This is a genomic window from Zavarzinella sp. (assembly GCA_041399155.1).
In the GTDB taxonomy this organism is placed as follows: Bacteria; Planctomycetota; Planctomycetia; order Gemmatales; family Gemmataceae; genus JAWKTI01.
The window spans coordinates 408,422-427,232 of the sequence record JAWKTI010000004.1; the positions used below are offsets into that span (position 1 = coordinate 408,422).

Below are 18,811 nucleotides of genomic sequence, written 5' to 3' on the forward strand. Positions count from 1 at the left end.
TTACTCGCGATTGTTCTTTCGCTCCGACTCCGACAGAATGCCGTGAAAGAAAATGTCGATTACTTTGGCGGCCTGTTCTTCCGATGAAACCTGCCTGCCGGTAACATGATTGGCAATTATCGTGCCATACAGAAAATCATTAAAAATACTTGGGTCGTTATCTGGTGGTAAATGCCTGCCACGCCCTTGTGCAATCAGTTCCTGGTGCATCGCCTGCCATTCACCACATTTTTGCTCGTGCATCGCAAAATACGCGGGCATTTTTCGGTCTTTGAAGAGAGCACGTTCCTGCAGAAAAAGTTCTACCAAGTCCCGGTGCTGCTCAAAATATTTCAGAAATGTAACAATCGCCCGCCGATAGATTTCCAGAATATCTGTGCAATCAGCAATGGCTGAGTCGATAGCTGCATTTAATTGTTCCAATCCCCTGTCTACCGCAGCCAGAAACAATTCTTCCTTGTTGGGAAAATAGTGGTAGATTGTGCCCTTAGCCACCCCACAGCGATCTGCGATAAGCTGCAGATCGGTTGACGCAAACCCTTGTTCTGCAAAGAGTTGTGCTGCAACATCCAGAATCGCTTCCGTGCGTTGGGAACGCAGCTCCGGATTAGCCGGACGACCAGGTTTTTTTTCCGAATCTCCCATGAATCTATTGTAGCAGAATTAATTGACTGACCAGTCGGTCAATTAATTATTCATCAATTTTTCATTTCCTGTGCCTGAGAGATTTTCGCAAAAGTGGGAAAGAATTTGGACGCAACCTGGTGAAATAAGCATCAATCTGGAATGCACCGTTAGGACAAAATGAATGGTTGATTCGTTGGGCTAAAAAATGAAAGCCAAATGAGAGCTTAAAGAACACCAATGTGGTCGTACTTCGCACCGAGAACGTCTTTACTGGAAACGCCCAGCCACTTGTCGAGGATTGTGGCATAAACCTGGCGAAAATCAATCGCGTGGGGCAGATTCCCATTATCCAGTTTTTCCAGGCTGGGGTGCTTCCCGATCAGGCCCGATTTCACTGCATCCCCCACCACAAACATCGGGGCACCAGAACCGTGGTCTGTCCCTTTACTGCCATTTTCCATCCCACGTCGGCCGAATTCGGAGAACGTCATCACCATCAGCCGCTTTTCATGCCCACGTGCGGCCAGATCGTTGTAGAACGCGGAGATAGAATCTGAAACTTCCTGCAACAAGTTGGCGTGATTGCCTGCCGTACCACCTTGGTTGGCGTGGGTATCAAACCCATCCATCGAAACATAGAAAATCCGTGCTCCCATGCCCGCATCAATCAGTTGGGCACACACTTTCAGGCGGTTGGCCAATCCGTATGCAGGATAAGTGACTTTCGGCTGGTAATTTTTCGCTACTTCCTGCAACCGCTGACTGCTGGAATAGGTGCTGGTGGCAGTTTTCTGCACAAAATCGAGCAGGCCGGGCTTTCCTTTCACTTTGGCGGTCGCTTCGATGATCGGCTTCTGGCCTTTCTTGTCAATATATTTCAGGATGAAATCTTCAACCGTGGTAATCGATGGGACCTTGGCAGGGGAACCATTCAATGCCAGTGGGGCAGATTCGTTGTCACCTGCAATGTGAAATGCGGGGCACTGCATCTGCTTCAACGCATTGCCCACCCAGCCTTCGACCAGTTTTTCGCTGGTACTGCCCGCATTCCAGATATCCATCGAGCGGAAGTGGGACTGACTGGGGTTGGGGTAACCAACACCCTGCACCACTGCCAGCGCATTTTTCTCCAGCAGACCAGAAAAGCCATTCATTCTGGGATGCAAACCGTGGGAATCATCAATTTTTAATGTTTGATCGGCGGGAATGGATATCGTCGGACGGAGCTGATAATATTTTTCATTTTTGATCGGGATAACGGTATTCAATCCGTCATTCCCACCGGTCAGTTGCACCACCACCAGGATGGTGTCTTTGGCACCTTTGCTGCCCAGTTCCGGTGCTGCATGTGCAGTGCGTGCGATGAAACCCGGAACAAAAGCCCCCATACCGAGGACAGAACCTGTTTTTAGAAAATCACGGCGAAACATATTGGACTCCTCATTAATTAGCTCAGTTGGTATTCTGGTAATGCCAGCACAAGATGACACACACTCACAATGTTCTGTTCCTGTACAATTGCCGGGTCCCAATAACTGGGAGCAGGCTTTTTGGCGGCTTTGCGGGCGTATTCTGTAATTTCTTTACGCGTTTCTTCCGGTACATCCCCTTGCAGGAAAAGATCCAGAAAGAATGGCACAGCTTCTTCCACTTTGTTGATGCCATTCGACTTTGCCAACGCATAGGCATTTGCTGGCTGTCGATAGCCACGTGGCTTGCGGGCCAGTTCCAGTGCAAAGTTCTGTCGAAACAGCAACGTCTGGCCGTTCAGCCAGTTGGTGCCACCATCCCAGCCCTTTACGGAAGGTGGGTGTAGCACTTTCTGCCCCAGATTCGCCAGGTTTTCCTCCAGATTCAATGCCGGGTTGACAGTACCGATAGTCAATTCTGTTTCCCGCACCATGCCCAGTACATATTCTACCGGAGACTTGATGCGATTGCGGTACGCATTTTCGCTAAAGAACAAGTTGGAACGCAGGATCGTTTCGACCAGCCTGCCAGCGTTGTAACCATCATGAAACTGCTTCACCAGTGGGGCCAGTAACGCATCTTCCGGTTCCATTGTTTCGCTGATCAAATAACGAAACATCTTACGCACAAGGAACTTCGGGCAGGCATCCTTTGCCAGGCACATCGCAACAATATCTTCGCCACGGAAGTTGCCGGATTTGCCAAAAACCGTCTTCTGCCCTTCATCATGGTCGGCTTCGTCATAGGAAAACTTGTCGTTTTCGATTTTCCAGCCCGTGAATGATTTCGCTGCTTCACGAATATCCTTTTCGGTGTAATTGCCGATGCCCAGCGAAAACAGTTCCATCAGTTCCCGGGCATAGTTTTCGTTGGGTTTTTCTTTGCTGCTTTCCACCGTGTCCAGCCAGATCATCATCGCTGGATCTTTGCTCATTGCCTGCAGGAGTTGGTCAAACTTCCCCAGGGCGTGCTGATTGATCAGCCGATATTGGCCAACCATGTACTGCACATTCAGCACTTTGGCGTAGCTGGTGGCAAAGTGGTTGTGCCAGAACAGCGAAATCTTCTCCTGCAGTGGGTGGGGGCCATACAGCATTCGGTACAACCACCAGCCTGCCGCTTCTTCACCCGAATTCAGCCGGGTAGCATTCTTTTCCAGAAACTCCGAAGTGGTTTCATCGTAATTGCCACTGGGAATGCCGGGCAGCAATAACTCATCGACTGCCTTCTCTGGGCCAATCTTCAAAGTGTTCTGCAGCACTGCCCACGGTGCACTGAAGCCCGCTCGGCGGTATAAATGGCCAGCACGTTGCAGATTCCATGGTGTCTTGGCATTGGGGGAATAGGCATCCCACGCCCAGGCTGGATCAATCGTATTCATGGTGTTCTCGCTTAGCGTGTCGCTTTCGTGTTCAGTTGGATGTCCAATTCAAACTTGTCATCAAAATATTTTGTGGTAACACTGCCTGTGCCCAGTTTCTGCAACAGGCTCAACAGATCTTTGGTTTGCTGCTTAGCATCCTGCAATTTCACCCCCTGGGCCAGAATCATTCCTGCCAACGTGGAATCCAGATCCACCAGAGCAAAATCGCCTAACCCTTTTGCAAAAACCTTCGTTTGCAGATTGGCTTCTTTGGAAGGTGGTGCCGATTTCTTAATTTCTTTAATCAGGCTGGCCATCAATCCATGGTTGCTGCACAGAATCAATTGATCATTGACAACGCCCACCACCGGTTCATAGTTGAACCGCAGATTTTCCTCATCATCAGGAAACTTCCCTTTTTCCGGGAAGTAATAACCATAAACCTCCACCCCTTCGATTTCCCCGCTCCAGGAACGCAGTGGGATATCTTCAGAGGCCGCCAACACACCCGCACGAATGATGCTCTTGGTTGTGCGGGCAAAACCAGGATCCCGCATCGACGTAACAAACGCAAACGATGGCAACTTCTGTGTGGGCTTGACCTTGTAACGTTCTACCGTTTCTGGCTGGGCAATGACAATCCGGTGATTCACACCACTTTGAGCGAGAAATTTCGGCAGACTGGAACCAACCAGGAAGCGAGAAATCTGCTTCTCTCCTTCCGCAAAACTTTCTGCAATCGCTTTGGGGAATATTTTTTCGCGATCAGTGTAGAGTGTGTTCAAATCCAGATAGAAACTGTGGCTGAACAGCACCCCTTCCGGTTCTAGTGGGGGCAAAGTGCCAGGCAACTTTCCATCAACCGGAACGTGGATCGCCACATCGCCCGCACTGCCTTTTTTGCCCGCAGGCATTCGGACAGCAATACGAAAATCACCATCTTCGTGGTAGAGGCCGACTGCAATATGATCAGATCGCCCCACGATATCAATCAGCCCAGCGAACAATACAGTTAAGACGGGATCATTCCGTGGGTTAGTAAACAGATCTTTACCCATCGGGCTCTCATGCACCGGTTTCAGCGTTGACCACAGCCATACGAGAGGCTTTCCGGGCAAAGCCGCTTTCACCTGCTGCATCCCTTTGCTGGTCATAAAGCTGGTAGGCTTAGCACTTTGCTGCAACGCTTCTTCCAGAACAGGCATATTTCCTGCAATCAAAATAGCCGCACCGCTACGCACCAGGTGGAAGTCATTTCCCAGGCGATACCCCTGTGCTTTGCCAATTTTGAATTCCTTAAGTGCTTGTGGGGGTGTTTCTTGCGCCAACTCGTCTTTGACGATACGTGCCACACTATCAATCAGTGCCTTCGTGGTGGCTTCATCCGAACCCTGAATGACCAGCAACGGCACAGGCTCACCCTCTTTGGGGAGGCGTAACCCAAGAACAACCCCGCCTGAGGTGGTCTTTTCCACCAGTTTTGGCCACGATTCTTGCAGGTCATTCTCATAATATTTTAATAATTGAAAGGCACGGCGGGCGTCCGCACCATCCAGAAAATCCTGTACCAGTGGGATTTTTTCTGCTTCTTTCACTAGTTGGTGGTTCACCACAGAATTAATCAGATCCAGTGGGCGTTCAATTTTCACAATCAATTGGGGTGCATCAGCCGGAAAAAATCGCAATGGATCTTCGGCAGCACGCACCACGCCAATCGTGGAAACAAGTGTGATCCAGCTAAAAAGTAGTTTCATCATGTAATTTCCAATTGCATCCCAAGTCACTACCAAGTTACCTGCAAAAACTGAGTTTTGTTTCATGTTTTTTCCATAACTTTTTTTGAATACGCATCTGATTTGGTTGGGGCAGGAACCATCCTCCCGCTGTGACAATCAAAGAACGATTATCTGGAGACCAGATTCGCGGTGGTACCTTGCCATCTTCCAGCAATGAAAATCGGACTGGTTGTATGGGTGCGGCCCTTGCAAAACCTCCTTGATATCAAAAAGATAGGCCCCAAGTGCGGGGTCGGCCTTCAGCATCCAGAAAACAATAGGCACCGATCAGAATGTCGCTGACTTCAGGGGGAATCCGTGGCAATAACGCCAGAAGTGGCTGAAGTTCCCGTTGATAGAATTTGCCTGGCTACGGATTTTATGAATGAATTTTCATTAATTTCTATTATTTCTCCAGCCGCTGCAGTGCCTCGGCAATGTGAACTTTCAGGGCGGGATCATTGAGAAATTTCTGCAATGCGGGCCGCAGGGTAGTCGCGCGAATATTCGCTGCTGCACGAATCGCCTGAATCCGAGTTGCCAGTTCGCCCTTAGAAATTTCTACTTGTAATACCGCAAGAGCAAATTCTCTGGGTTTCTCATCCCCACCGATGAGATGAACCGCTTCCGCTGCTGCAATTCGTGTGGCGGGCAATTTGTCCTTCAGGGCGGCAGTCAGATCCGGCAGAGCAGCGCTGGCAACTTTCCCACTTCGTCCCAATGCACGTGCCGCAGCAGTGCGAGTGCCTTCACTGTCAATCCGGTGGTCGTTGAGCATGCGGTTGGACAGAAAGAATTGCACGGCTTTTGGTGCAGCATCGCTATCCGGTGCGATAGCCAGGATCGCTTCAGCCGCCTCCGCAGCACGATGAGGACGAAAATCGTAATTCGCATCCCGATCATTCAATGCTTTCAGCAATTCCGGAATTGTTGACTTTGCCACAGGTCCAAGCCGCCCCAACCGCCAGGCTGCCATCGCACAGACAAATCGATCCTCATCATTCAGACAGCGAGTAAGTTCTTTCATCGTTTCTGCTGTGAGTGCTGGCAAGTCGCCAAGACTGACAATCGCAGCAAGTCGCACTTCCGTATGGGGATCCCGCATCCCTGCCCGAAGATTCTCTTCAAGTGTAGGAAATTTTGCTGCGGCCAACATCGCCTGTTGACGCACAACCACGGATGAACTGTTGAATTCTTTGCGTAATGTATCGATGGTTCGATCCGAAAATCCTCGTGGTAATGTCGGCCAGCGTCGGTGGGGGTAGTCGCTGTCGTAACGGATCAGCAGTCGTTCTTTTTCGCCAAGTCCTTTCGGATGAACTTCCACAGTGACGATGCCACCGCCTTTCAAACTCCGAATCGCCTCGATCAGTTGGGTGGGTGTTCCGGCAAAAAGAGACCGGAAATCATCGCGAAAACCGCTGAATCGTTCCCACCCCTGATTTGGTTGGGTCAGGAACCATCCCCCAGCCGTGACAATCAAGGAACGATTATCTGGAGAACCCATGAAGGCAACGATTTGCTGGCTTTTTGCCAATTTCCCAATTCGCGATGGTACCTTGCCATCTTCCAGCAATGAAAATCGGACTGGTTGTTTGGGTGCAGGTCCTTGCAAAACCTCCTTGATGTCAAACAGATAGGCCCCACGTGCGGGGTCGCCCTTCTGCATTTCCAGCACAACTATTGTGGGGAACTCCAGCATTACTTCGCACAGCGTGAGCCTGTCGGCCTGAACTGCAATGTAAGCGGGAGAAGTCGATGGTAGCCCACCAGCGGTCAACAAGGTGAAGATTAATAATTTTCTCATCATTATCGATTCCAGGTTGGCCCCTATGCATCATATAGTGGGGCTCGATGGCGCGGGGTGTTCTGCCTGGCTGATCACCGCGGTGTCTTCATCCAGTGTGCGCGCACCGTATAACCAGAGCACACCTGCACCGAGAATGAACGGCGTCACCAGCATCAGGCCCGTTTCCAGACTGCTGAAATCGGCAATCATGCCAATGATTGCAGGTGAAATCGCATCACCCAGCAGGTGAATAATCAGGATGTTAATCGCGAAAGCGGTGGCACGGATCGGTGAGCGGGTCACATTCGCCAGAATGGTATTGGCGGGGCCGGTATTCAGAAACAAACAGAAGATCGTACCCGCCAGGAACACCCACGCCAGTGGGAAGGGCACAAAAAACACCGCCAGATACAGTGGAAGTGCCACCAGGGCAGAACCACCCGAAACCACAAAGTAGGCCCCACGGATTTTGCCACGGAGTTTATCCCCCAGAATGCCTCCGGTAAACGTGGCAATTATCCCACCAATCACCAGGATCAGCCCAAAGTTCTGGTTAATCGCATCCAGATCCATGCTGGGGCGGGCAGAATATGCCTTGAAGATCTTCGATTGCTCATTTTCCAGTTCTTTGTCGGTCAATCCTGCCACTTTCAGGTGGGACTGGGCATCTTTATAAGTGAGATTCTCATTTTTGGGAAATTGCTTCAACTTCTGCAGGACTTCAGAGGGAATGCCGTTGGTTAATTTTTCCTGCTCCGTACTCACCAGGGCAATTTTCGCTTCGGAAAAATCAAAGCGGGCTTCGCGTTCGTAAATATAGGTCACCACCCAGACTGCCACACCACCCAACACAAAGGTGCTGAAGGTCATGCCGGCACTGCACAGCACAAAAGAACGAATTCCACGTAATTCCTTCAGCACTGCCCGCCAGGGTTGTATTTCCTGCTTGCCCACGCGGGGCGGTTCACGCATGGTGAAAGCCAGAAAGCCAAGAAGAATCCCCGGCAGCACTACCAGGTAAAAGGCACCACGCCAGCCCCACGATGTGTCGACCATCAGCCCACCCAGCACAAAACCCAGAGCACTGCCCACCGGAATGGCCATATAAAACCAGGCCATCATCTGCCCACGGCGGGATTCGGGAAAGAGATCAGAAATCATTGCGGGTGCGACTGGACCATAGGCCGCCTCGCCAATCCCCACCAGACAGCGGGTGATCAGCAGAATCCAGAAGCCATCGATCGGCCCGATGCTGCGTGCCAGTCCAGACCCCCCACTGGCCAGGCTCCAGACGATGACGCCAATACCCACTAACGCCCAGCGACGGTAACGCACGGCAAGTCTGCCAAAAATAGGTGAGGCGAACATATAGGTGAACAGAAAAGCGGGTGTCAGCCAACCCAGTTTCGTCTTTTTCAGTGGGTCGTCTGCTGCCAGGATGCTGGGGTCTACTTCCAGACGTGATAACACCGCTGAAAGGACCTGGCGATCGATGTAATTGAATAAATTAATCGCCAGTAACAAAGCCAGCGAACTGGTTGCCAGGCGTGTATATGGGGGTAGCGGTGCTGCTGTGGACAAAAGAGTCTACCTGTGACTTATGGATAATTGGACTTTTTCATTCTTGCATCTTGCAAGGAATGCAACTATCTTCATGGTTATTGGATGTTCTATCCACTATTTTTCTGAATTATTGTTTCATCAGGTGCAAAATGCGAAAAATTCTTGTGATTGGAGGCCTTCTGGCCGTGCTGGGTGTGGGAGCCTTCCTGTACTTCTACAAAAAAGAAGACACCCTGGAACTGAAAGACAAACTGGCCGGCTATGGTTCTGCCACCACGCCGGATGAGTGCGTCACTCGCTTCCAGAAAGCGATCAAAGAACGTAACTACAAAATGGCTGCGAAATATGTTTCTGCCGAATACGCAGAGCAATTTGTGAAGGCAGCCGAAGCAGCCGAAGCTTTTGGAGAAGCAATTGATGATCTGGATGCCCGCCTGGAGCAGTCTGGCGTGAAATCAGACGAAGCAAAGCTGATGCTCTATTTTCTCGACCCGTTGCCCAAAACCACCGAAGTGAAATTGGCGAAAACCGGAGACACCGAAGCGGTGGCCAGCATCACCATCACCTGCCCGAACGCAGTGGGGCTTAAAGACGCCCACCTGTTCAGTGATGATTCTCTCGACGCACGCATCATGGGTGCGTTGTTCCGCAACAACGCTTTTGCTTTTAATGCCCCAGCTACCTATAGTTATGTCACTAATCCCAAATTGGTGCAGGAAGGCGAAAAGAAGTACTGGAAAATCCAGTTGGTGGTCAATCCTGTGCTGCGGGCCCGCGTTGATTTCCTGAACGCCAATTACAAAGAATATGTGAATATTCTGAATAAATTATCATCTGACGTGAAAACTGATGCCACCACCAAATCGAACGTGAATGTGGAATTTGCCAACTTGCTGCGGGAAGCCAAAGGCAAGTAGTTATATAATTAGTTGCGCATACAAATGAATGATAGATTGTGGGCACCGTGGCGGCTTAGCTACGTGACTCAGCCTAAAGAGAAGATTGCAGGGTGCTTCGTGTGCCATGCCGATTCGCACCCCGACGATGCAGATTTGCTGGTGGTAGAGCAGAACGATCAAACAATCATATTAGTAAACAAATATCCATATAACAATGGCCATTTGTTAATCTGCCCACGACGCCACGTGGCAGATCTGGTGGACCTGACCGATGAAGAGCAACATAGTATTCAGCACATGCTCGTCAAATATGTGAAAAAATTAAGAAATTTGATCTCACCCCACGGATTTAACGTGGGGCTGAACCTTGGTGCTGCTGCAGGTGCCGGATTACCAGGTCATCTTCATTGGCACATTGTCCCACGGTGGCAGGGGGATAACAATTTTATGCCCGTCGTTGGAGGCACGAAAGTCATTCCCCAGGCACTGGAAGAACTGCACCGCTTGCTGAAAGCAAGTAATGAATAAATTTTCATTTCTGCTCTATTCAGTGTGAGATTTTTCGGCGTATTCTGAATTGGAATCAAGCTGAAAGACAATTTACCAGCATTTTCCATGGGCTTCTGTCGCACATCTGTGGATTCCGATTCGCTATAATCTTCGTCAAAAGGGTCGCCACCATGGGCTCGCTGCACTGCCTATCTGCAACTGCAACTCAAGTGCCCACTGGTGCTGTTGGCCGCAGCAGCCACCCTGGGGATATTGCTCGATCGCTACTATCCCAATGATATTCCCTGGACTACCGCAGGTGCAATCAGTGTGGTACTTGGGATCATCTTCGTGGTTGCGTATCGCCCCGCTGATCGAGGCTGGCTACTGATCCTCTGTTTTTTCTTTGCAGGTGGGGCGTACCATCACTATTATCGGTGGTATCAACCCGCAGACAGTCTCAGCCATCAGTTACACAAAGACCCCGTCATCTCCCGTGTGCGTGGTGTGGTCATCGAGCGACCTGTCTACCGCAAACTGCCTGCACGATTTGTAGAAAATCCGAATGTTTTTGAAGTATCTACCACGTTACGGATCGATGCAACCCACCTTCAGGTGCGTGGGGATTGGCTGCCCGTTTCCGGCGGGGTGCAGGTTCGCATTTCTGGCGAATTGACTGCAGTGACGATTGGTGACGAAATTGAACTGTTTGGCTGGCTTGCCCCAATGGCAGGCCCACTGAATCCGGGGGAGTTCGACTGGGCAAATCGTTATGCCGATCAATTGGTTGTTGCCAGCATGCAGTGCAAGAAGACGCCCGATGCTGCGGTGCGGCTGGTCACGGGCAACTGGTCTCTGCAACGGTCTCTCAACCAGTTGCAATCGTCATGCCGGACGCGGATCGAGCAACACTTCCAGAAGCAGCCCGAAGTGGCGATCGCCCTGTTACTGGGTGATGGGACTGCCATGTCACAGGATGAATGGCAACAATATATCCGCACGGGTGTCATTCACGTGCTGGCAATTTCCGGACAGCACCTGGTGGTGCTCAGCTTTTTTCTGTGGTGCCTGTTTCGACTGTTTCCGGTGGCACCGGGCAAAGTTGCTTTTCTGGTAGCCACCACCGTAACGGTTTATGCCCTGATGACTGGTGCCCGACCTTCTGCGATGCGTGCCGCAATTATGGTCAGTGCAGTGTGTTCCGGCATCATTTTCCGGAGATCATTGCACCAGCCAAATATTTTTGCATTTGCCTGGCTGCTGGTGCTTGTTCTGCAGCCTACGGATCTGTTTACACCTGGCTTTCAACTGTCATTTGTGTGCGTTGCGCTGTTATGTTGGGGAATCCCGGATTGGGGTCTGCCAAACAGAAACGATGCCGACATTATGGATGAAAACCCATCCCTGTTCTGGCTGGGAGCGAAAGCCATTGGGCGGTGGCTGGCCCGCATGTATATGATCACGCTGGTACTATCGTTATGCGTGATGCCACTGACACTCGCCTGGCAACACCTCTGCTCTCCCGTGGGCATCCTTATTGGTCCAGTCGCGATCGTGTTAACTTCACTCGCTTTGATCATGGGTTTTCTGTTTCTGATTCTCAGCCCACTGGGGATTGTGGAACCGTTTGCCTGGATTACAGAAAACCTGCTGATACTGTGCCAGCGATTGGTGCATTCTGCAGATGGCCTGCCAGGTGGGGTAATTTATGCACCCAGTCCACCATCTTGGTGGTTGATTGGCTTTTACGTTCTGTTGGCTGTACTGTTACTGGCTCGCCACCGCTTGTTCATCCATCTGATCAGTGCCATTCCATCCCGTCTGCTGTGTGTAGGGCTGCTTGGTGCCTGGTTTGCCATGATTATTCTCTGGAATCGCCTGCCCCACCGCACCGATGAATTGCAGGTGACATTTCTGGCAGTGGATCATGGCAGTTGTGTAGTGATGCGTACGCCCGATGACCGGATTTTTCTGTATGATGCAGGTTCTTCTGTGGGCTCACCCGTGGCCCGGAATATCATTGCACCTTATTTGTGGTCGCAGGGGGTTGCCCACATTGACGAGATTTTTTTGTCCCACGCCGATCTTGATCATTACAATGGTTTGCCCGATCTGATTGAGCGGTTTCCCATTGGCCAGATTTCGTTGACACCATCGTTTCGTGAAAAACCATCCGCGTTAACAGAACAGTTTGTGCAACTATGCGAACGATACCGCATTCCCATTCGCACGCTGCAGGCGGGAGATCATCTGGAAGCGGGAGTAGTCCAACTGGATGTATTGCATCCCCCACAGGAAGGGCCAGGTGGGGTGGAAAATGTTCGCAGTCTTGTGTTGCAGATTTCCCAGCAGAATCGCCCACTGCTGCTGCTGACGGGCGACCTGGAAGGGCCTGGAATCTCCGATCTGGCAGAACAGCCCCCACGTGCGATGCCGATGATGATGGTCCCGCACCATGGCAGCCTGGGGCGGGATGGTCAGCGTCCATTGCAATCTGGTCCAGCGATTCTGGCCAGATGGTGCACGCCTCAACTGGCCATTTCCAGCCAGGGGCGGGGAGATGCGGGCAAGGCGATTGAAGCAATGCAGGCACTGGGTGTGCCATACTGGTCGACCTGGCCCATGGGCGCGATCAGCGTTCGAGTGAATCCTACTGGTATTGTGGTGGAAAGTTTTGCCAGCAACGAACGCGTGGTGCTGCCACTGCCACCAATGGCAGAAAAGAACAGGTAAGATATCTTCAAGTGAATCGCTGGTGCGATCGGTTTATTAAGCCACTTACCGAACTAAACCCAATTTCATGTAAAAATCGGTGTTTTAACGTCTATCATGCGAACCGCGGCTCACAAAACATGATGTTGAGTTGCCAACTCAAGTGTTTAGTACTGGATTCCCGCCTTCGCGGGAATGACGGTTGTAGACACAACTGTCTGAAACCCAACCGACGGTTGGGTTTGTGAGCCGACGGCGTTTGCCGCGGTTGGATCGAAAAATACCAGAAACACCGAATTTCAAACTGATTTTGGTTTAGAGCGGGTTTCAATATTTTGAGATCAATTCGATTGATTATCTATTTGCGACAATTATTAAATGCTGTTGCTCGCTACCATGAATTATATGAATTGAGCTGGCTAGATAATAAACAGTCTTTGGCCCTGAAGGGGCCATTCTGTCAGCCCAGGGTGAGCGAAGCGAGCCCTGGGAAGCTGATACAAAAGATCTTCGGCCCTGAAGGGGCCGTTCAAATTCGAAGTGATGTACCTAACAGATTTTATCAGAACACAGACCCATTTTGAACGGCCCCTTCAGGGCCGCGCGTATGGTAAATTCTTTTCCAAGGGCTCGCTTCGCTCACCCTGGGCTAACAGAATGGCCCCTTCAGGGCCAAAAGACAATAAGCCATTAACAGCCATGATCACAATTACTCGAAACCCGCTCTATCTGGAATTCGAATTCGCCAGTTTTCATCCAGATTTTGCAGGAAACTACTTTCCGTGTCGCTCGAATTTCCGTGTCATCTACTCAAACTGTGCTAGGTTTCTGCATGAATCCCGAAATACCAAGTTCATTGATTGTTTCCGTTTCCGGCATCCGTGGGATCGTTGGAAAATCGCTGCTGCCTGCTACAGCGACCACGTTTGCTGCGGCACTGGGCACCTATCTGGGTGGGGGCCGTGTGGTGGTGTCTCGCGACAGTCGACCCAGTGGCCGAATGCTGAACAAAGCGGTAATCGCTGGCTTAACGGCGGTGGGCTGTTCAGTTTACGATATTGGCGTTGCGGCAACCCCCACGTGCGGCATTGCAGTGCGTCAGCTTTCTGCGGCAGGTGCCATCCAGATTACCGCCAGCCACAACCCCGCACCATGGAACGGGTTGAAAATGTTTGGCAACGATGGTGCGGTGCTATCGGCAGAGCGGGGCAAACAAGTCCAACGCCTGTTTGAACGTGGACCACTGAAGTGGGCCGATTGGAGCAAGCAGGGCGAAGTGCATATCCCACCGGATCTGCTGGAAGACCACGCCCGCATGGGGTGTGATATTGTCAGTGTGGCAGACTTACAATCCCGTCACTTTCGCGTGCTGCTGGATGCCAATGGCGGTGCGGGTGGGCCGTTAGGCTTGAATCTGCTGCACCACCTGGGGTGCGAAGTAGTGGCACAGGGATGCAACGCGGATGGGGTGTTCATGCATGAAGCGGAACCGATCCCTGCCCACCTGACCGATGTGGCACCACGGGTGAAGGAAGCTGAATGTGCGGTGGGCTTTGTGCTCGATCCTGATGCCGATCGACTGGCACTGATTGATGAAAACGGCAAATGCATCTCCGAGGAACTGACTTTAGCGCTCGCGGTGCAGTTTCGGCTGGCAGAATCTCCCGGCCCGGTGGTAATTAACATGTCGTCATCCCGTGTGGTGGAAGATCTGGCGATGGCGGCAGGGGTCTTGTTTCACCGCACTGCCGTGGGAGAGGCCAACGTGGTAGCGGGCATGAAAGCCATGGGGGCAGTGATTGGAGGGGAAGGTAACGGAGGTGTGATCGATCCTCGTCTTGGCTGGGTACGCGATCCTTTTGCGGCCATGCCGATGATTCTGCAGCACATGCAACGCACCAAAAAGCCGCTTTCGCAACTGGTGGCCGAACTGCCCAAGTATGAAATGTTAAAGCAAAAGTATGACATTGATCGTGCCATCCTGCCAACCGCACTGGAAGCGATTCAGGATCAGTGGTCCGATGCCCAGATTGACACCACCGACGGCCTGCGTTTGGACTGGAAAGACAGTTGGGTGCATATCCGGCCCAGTAATACAGAACCAGTGGTGCGTGTCATCGCCGAGGCACCCACGCGGGATCAAGCGGAAAAATTATGCACAGAAGCGGCGAAACACTTCAATTCCTGAATAAAATCGAACAGAACTACAGAACCGTCACCATTTCGTAGGAAGATCCGATGTTTTTACCTGTTGTTGCTGTGCTGCGTGTTCTGATGAAACCGACTGCACTCTTCGTCGCACTGCTATTGTCGCAACTGCTTATTCAGCAAGGGTTTGCGCAAACAACCCCTGCGACAGAAGCGGTAGCACAATTGAAAAAGTTTCTGGAAAAGAACCCAAAATCATTAGAAAGCCTTAATGATTCGTGTTTGACCACCGCGTTGGGGAAAGCGGAAGCCGAAGAAGCCAAGAAACTTCTTTGGCAGTGGCACACCGATCGCCTGAAGGTGGAGCGAAAGCAGGAAGATGAACAGAAGAAAATAACTGAAGGCAAGCTCGAAATGCCTTACGATTTCACCATTTACGGCAAAAAGCCCAAAGATGGTCATAGTTTGTGGATTTCCATGCATGGAGGTGGGGGTGCACCTGCCCGCGTTAACGATCAGCAGTGGAATAATCAAAAGAAGCTTTATCAGTTAGAGGAAGGGATTTATCTGGCACCGCGTGCTCCCACCAACACCTGGAATTTGTGGCACGAAGGGCATATCGACCGGATGTTTACCCGCCTGATCGAAAACTTTGTGGTGCTGCATGGCGTCAATCCTAACCGCATTTACATGCTGGGCTACTCTGCAGGTGGGGATGGTGTCTACCAGTTAGCCCCACGAATGGCCGATCAGTTTGCGGCTGCAGCAATGATGGCAGGCCACCCGAATGGTGTTTCGCTGCTGTCCGTGCGGAATTTACCCTTCGCACTACAGGTCGGTGGAAATGACAGTGCCTACAAACGCAACGAAGTGGGGGCACAATACGGCAAACTATTAGAAAAATATCACAAAGAAGACCCCGAAGGCTACACCCACCTGGTGAAGATTCATGAAGGGAAAGGCCACTGGATGAACCTGGAAGATAAGATCGCCCTGCCCTGGATGGCAAAGTTTACGCGTAACCCCTTACCAGATAAGGTTGTATGGAAGCAAACGGGTGTCCCACATCAACATTTTTACTGGGTCGGCTTACCCGAAGGTGGGGCAAAGCCGAACACACTAGTGGTTGCCCAGCGAAGCAAAGACAAGATAACAATTGCCCAGGTTGAAGGCATTTCGGAGCTGATTCTCCACCTCGACGACCGGATGTTCGATCTCGACAAGCCAGTTGATATCGAAATTGCCAACCAGGCATCGGAAAACGTCAAAGTACAGCGAAACATTCAAACAATCATCAAATCGCTGACACGTGGCGACCGCGAATACCTCTTTTCAGCACAGGTAACTTTAAAAATCGCCCAGAACTGATGCGAAACCTATCTGAAGGTTCTTCCGTCAGTCTTACGCTTCCCCTGGAAGTTCAATTCCTTTTTTTGCCAGCAACAAAGTCAACTGATCTGCGGCCAGACGTGGCTCATCCATCAGCAACGATTGCATCTCTGTCAGAATAAATGTTTCCAGCTCATCGCCGGTCCAGCCCTGGCTGGTCAGGCGTTGGCCAATCACCTGATAGCACCGATCCCGCAACGCATCGGTGTGGCGGGAAATGGTACCTTCATGAACTTTTAATTGTTGGGCAATCTGCCGTTGAGAAAAGCGATACCGCCAACGAAGTCCCAGTAGCAGAATTTCTGCATCGGAAAGAGAATTCAGCCAGTCTCGTGCGGCACTGCAGAAGGCATCGTGCCACCGATCGTCCTGAGTTTGTGGGATGGGCAGTGCCAGATCGTCATCCGGTAACGCCGCAGTCGGGTGGTGCGACCGCATTTGCGATACGTGCCAGTTCTGAAAAACGCGAATCAGCCACGGTGCCAGTGGGCGTTGACCGTCGTAGCGGGCCATAATCGGCAGAGAATTAGGGTTGTTCGCCACTAACAGGTGGGTCCAGAATTCCTGAATGACTCCTTCCTGTCGTTCTTCATCCCGAGGGTACAGCCGGATCGCACGTGCCCGCAACGCATCCACCAGCAGGGTATCGCTTCGGCCAGTGCGGGTGGCAAACAGAATTTCCCAGGCTCGGTTATTGTTTTCAATGCAGCCGTTGCAGATGTACCAGTCCAGTACGTACAGCGAATCGAAATACGTGGGCCAGGTAACCACTTCATGAGGATTTTTAGCCAGATAAAGCTGCAATGTGCGTTGCAGGTGGTAAGTGCATTGGTCCATGCTCAACTGCAGTGCGGGAAGTTGCATCCTGCAGTAGTGATACAGGACAAAAGTCCGATCGTGTGGGGGCGGTTCCGTATTCACCATATACCAACTTTAACAGTTGCCCGCAGATAAGGCAACATTCTGCACCTATCTCCCGATTTTAGTGCGATTACTTTGGCTGAAAAAACAGCACTTCTACCCGCGTGGGTGACACGGAACTACCTGCGGGTTCGACTACGGGTGAAAGGTCCATCCCCATCCCCAGTGGGGTTATTTCCCGACCTCTCCAGAAACTGATATCATCCACTTTCTTATCTTTGAGAAACTTCACAATTGCCTCTGCCTGCATTTTCGACAGCGCTTTGGCACCAGCAGGGGTGTGCTCTTTCGATTCCGGGTCTACAAAAACGCACACCACCACATTGGATTTTTTAATTTTGTTGGAATTCAGCCAGTTGGCTACTTCCGTCAGGTGGCGATGCCCCTCTTCAGACAGCACACTGGAATTGTGGGCAAACAACGCATCCGGGTTGTACAGCACGCGATGTCGATCGAAATTCGGCTGTACCATCAACTTGGCAGCATCTTCCACATAACTCCGCACGATCGGCATCGATTTTATCGCTTCTGCATCCTGGCGGATCGCTGTCACTGCTTCGTTGCCGTTTCGCACAAACTGCTTCATTTCGCCCAGATCACTCTTGATGGTATCCACCCCTTCATCAACTTTTGCCAGTGTTTTCCTGGTATCAGTGCGAAGATCTGCCACTGCGGAATCGAGATTTTTCACCAGTTTTCTGGAATCGGAAGTAATCACTTTCAGATCGTTGTAAATTTCTTCATCGTTCAGCAATTTGGGCAGAGTGCCTTTGCCATCCTGAATTTTCGCCAGCATCGTATCGACCTGTTCCGCAACGACCGTCAGGCGATCGGTTACTTCCGTCACCCCGCCGGCACTGCGAAGTTGCAGTGGCTGGTCCTGATACGGTCCTGCTGTACTGTTTCCGGGTAATAACGCCAGTTGCGAGGTACCCAGCAGCCCACTGCTTAACACGCGGGCCGCGGCATCGCCATGCAGCCGACGATAGGCCTCTTCATCAATCTTCAGAGTAATGGTTACCCCTGGGTGGTCGCTGGCAAAAGCCACGTCCTGCACCTGACCGATGTTTAGCCCTGCCATCTGCACGTGGCTGCCAGGTCGGATCGATTGTGCGTCCGGTGCGTGAATAATGAGGGTGTGCTGCCTGCTCCACAGGCCGAAATTGCCAATGCCCAGCAGTGCACTGCCCGCTGCTGCAAGGCAGATGAGAACAACCAGCCCCAGAAAGGCTGATTTCCATGGTGCTAATTTGCCAGTCATTCGACGCTCCTCGAACGTTGTGGGGGCCAGCAGACTTTTCAGATGGAACGTTACCCACCTGAAATGGAATCTAACAGATTATTCGCACCCCAATACCAATAATTGATGAAATCTTTCTCATTTTTAGTGTTTTCTGCACCCCACGTGGGCCTGGTGAAAGGAAAAGCGTCCAAGTTCGATTTGTGGACACCTGAATTTTGTTGGGGGACCACCAGAGGAAATGTGCTGTAACGAAAGAGGCGACTTGGTGAAGGAAGTGCAGCACTTGCACTGTGACCGACAAGGATGTGGTGAGGCATAGTACTAGAGTTACATTGGGGGTATCACAGAAATATTGTTGTGCCCACCGCAAACGCTATCGTTTCGCCCAGGATCGCCTCATTGCAACCAAATGCCAACTACAAC

Annotated in this window: 13 protein-coding genes; 5 read left to right on the forward strand and 8 right to left on the reverse strand. The window is 51.2% G+C overall.

The genetic code is table 11. The features are described from left to right. The 6 genes from R3B84_19455 to R3B84_19480 all read right to left on the reverse strand — a co-directional run bounded on the left by R3B84_19455 (position 1) and on the right by R3B84_19480 (position 8,605). Complete coding sequence (locus tag R3B84_19455; protein ID MEZ6142744.1) at positions 1 to 645, reverse strand: TetR/AcrR family transcriptional regulator; 645 nt, start codon at positions 643 to 645, stop codon at positions 1 to 3. 206 nt (positions 646 to 851) lie between these two features. Then, positions 852 to 2,057: a DUF1501 domain-containing protein gene (locus R3B84_19460; protein ID MEZ6142745.1), complete on the reverse strand. Its 1,206-nt coding sequence runs from the start codon at positions 2,055 to 2,057 to the stop codon at positions 852 to 854. Between the two features lie 17 nt (positions 2,058 to 2,074). Continuing rightward, complete coding sequence (locus tag R3B84_19465; protein MEZ6142746.1) at positions 2,075 to 3,478, reverse strand: DUF1800 domain-containing protein; 1,404 nt, start codon at positions 3,476 to 3,478, stop codon at positions 2,075 to 2,077. Between the two features lie 11 nt (positions 3,479 to 3,489). After that, entirely contained in the window at positions 3,490 to 5,280 is a 1,791-nt protein-coding gene (locus tag R3B84_19470) for a hypothetical protein (GenBank protein MEZ6142747.1), read from the reverse strand. A gap of 361 nt (positions 5,281 to 5,641) precedes the next feature. Next, positions 5,642 to 7,045, reverse strand: coding sequence for a HEAT repeat domain-containing protein (locus R3B84_19475; protein ID MEZ6142748.1), 1,404 nt, complete (start codon positions 7,043 to 7,045; stop codon positions 5,642 to 5,644). 27 nt (positions 7,046 to 7,072) lie between these two features. After that, a complete protein-coding gene (locus R3B84_19480) occupies positions 7,073 to 8,605 on the reverse strand; it encodes an MFS transporter (GenBank protein ID MEZ6142749.1) in 1,533 nt (510 codons plus the stop codon). 131 nt (positions 8,606 to 8,736) lie between these two features. Between R3B84_19480 and R3B84_19485 the strand changes: the two genes are divergently transcribed. The 5 genes from R3B84_19485 (at position 8,737) to R3B84_19505 (ending at position 16,203) form a co-directional block, all read left to right on the forward strand. Beyond that, on the forward strand, positions 8,737 to 9,504 hold the full coding sequence (locus tag R3B84_19485; GenBank protein ID MEZ6142750.1) for a hypothetical protein: 768 nt from the start codon (positions 8,737 to 8,739) through the stop codon (positions 9,502 to 9,504). Between the two features lie 24 nt (positions 9,505 to 9,528). Further along, entirely contained in the window at positions 9,529 to 10,014 is a 486-nt protein-coding gene (locus tag R3B84_19490; GenBank protein ID MEZ6142751.1) for an HIT domain-containing protein, read from the forward strand. 201 nt (positions 10,015 to 10,215) lie between these two features. Then, positions 10,216 to 12,708 carry a ComEC/Rec2 family competence protein gene (locus R3B84_19495; protein MEZ6142752.1) on the forward strand — a complete coding sequence of 831 codons (2,493 nt, stop codon included), beginning with the start codon at positions 10,216 to 10,218 and terminating at the stop codon, positions 12,706 to 12,708. 811 nt (positions 12,709 to 13,519) lie between these two features. Next, positions 13,520 to 14,875, forward strand: coding sequence for a phosphoglucosamine mutase (gene glmM / locus R3B84_19500; protein MEZ6142753.1), 1,356 nt, complete (start codon positions 13,520 to 13,522; stop codon positions 14,873 to 14,875). Positions 14,876 to 14,925: 50 nt separating this feature from the next. After that, positions 14,926 to 16,203, forward strand: a complete 1,278-nt coding sequence (locus tag R3B84_19505; GenBank protein ID MEZ6142754.1) for a hypothetical protein — start codon at positions 14,926 to 14,928, stop codon at positions 16,201 to 16,203. 33 nt (positions 16,204 to 16,236) lie between these two features. Here the strand turns inward: R3B84_19505 and R3B84_19510 are convergent, their stop codons facing one another. Then, a complete protein-coding gene (locus tag R3B84_19510) occupies positions 16,237 to 17,061 on the reverse strand; it encodes a sigma-70 family RNA polymerase sigma factor (GenBank protein MEZ6142755.1) in 825 nt (274 codons plus the stop codon). 154 nt (positions 17,062 to 17,215) lie between these two features. Next, entirely contained in the window at positions 17,216 to 18,406 is a 1,191-nt protein-coding gene (locus R3B84_19515; protein ID MEZ6142756.1) for an MlaD family protein, read from the reverse strand. Positions 18,407 to 18,811 lie beyond the last annotated feature (405 nt).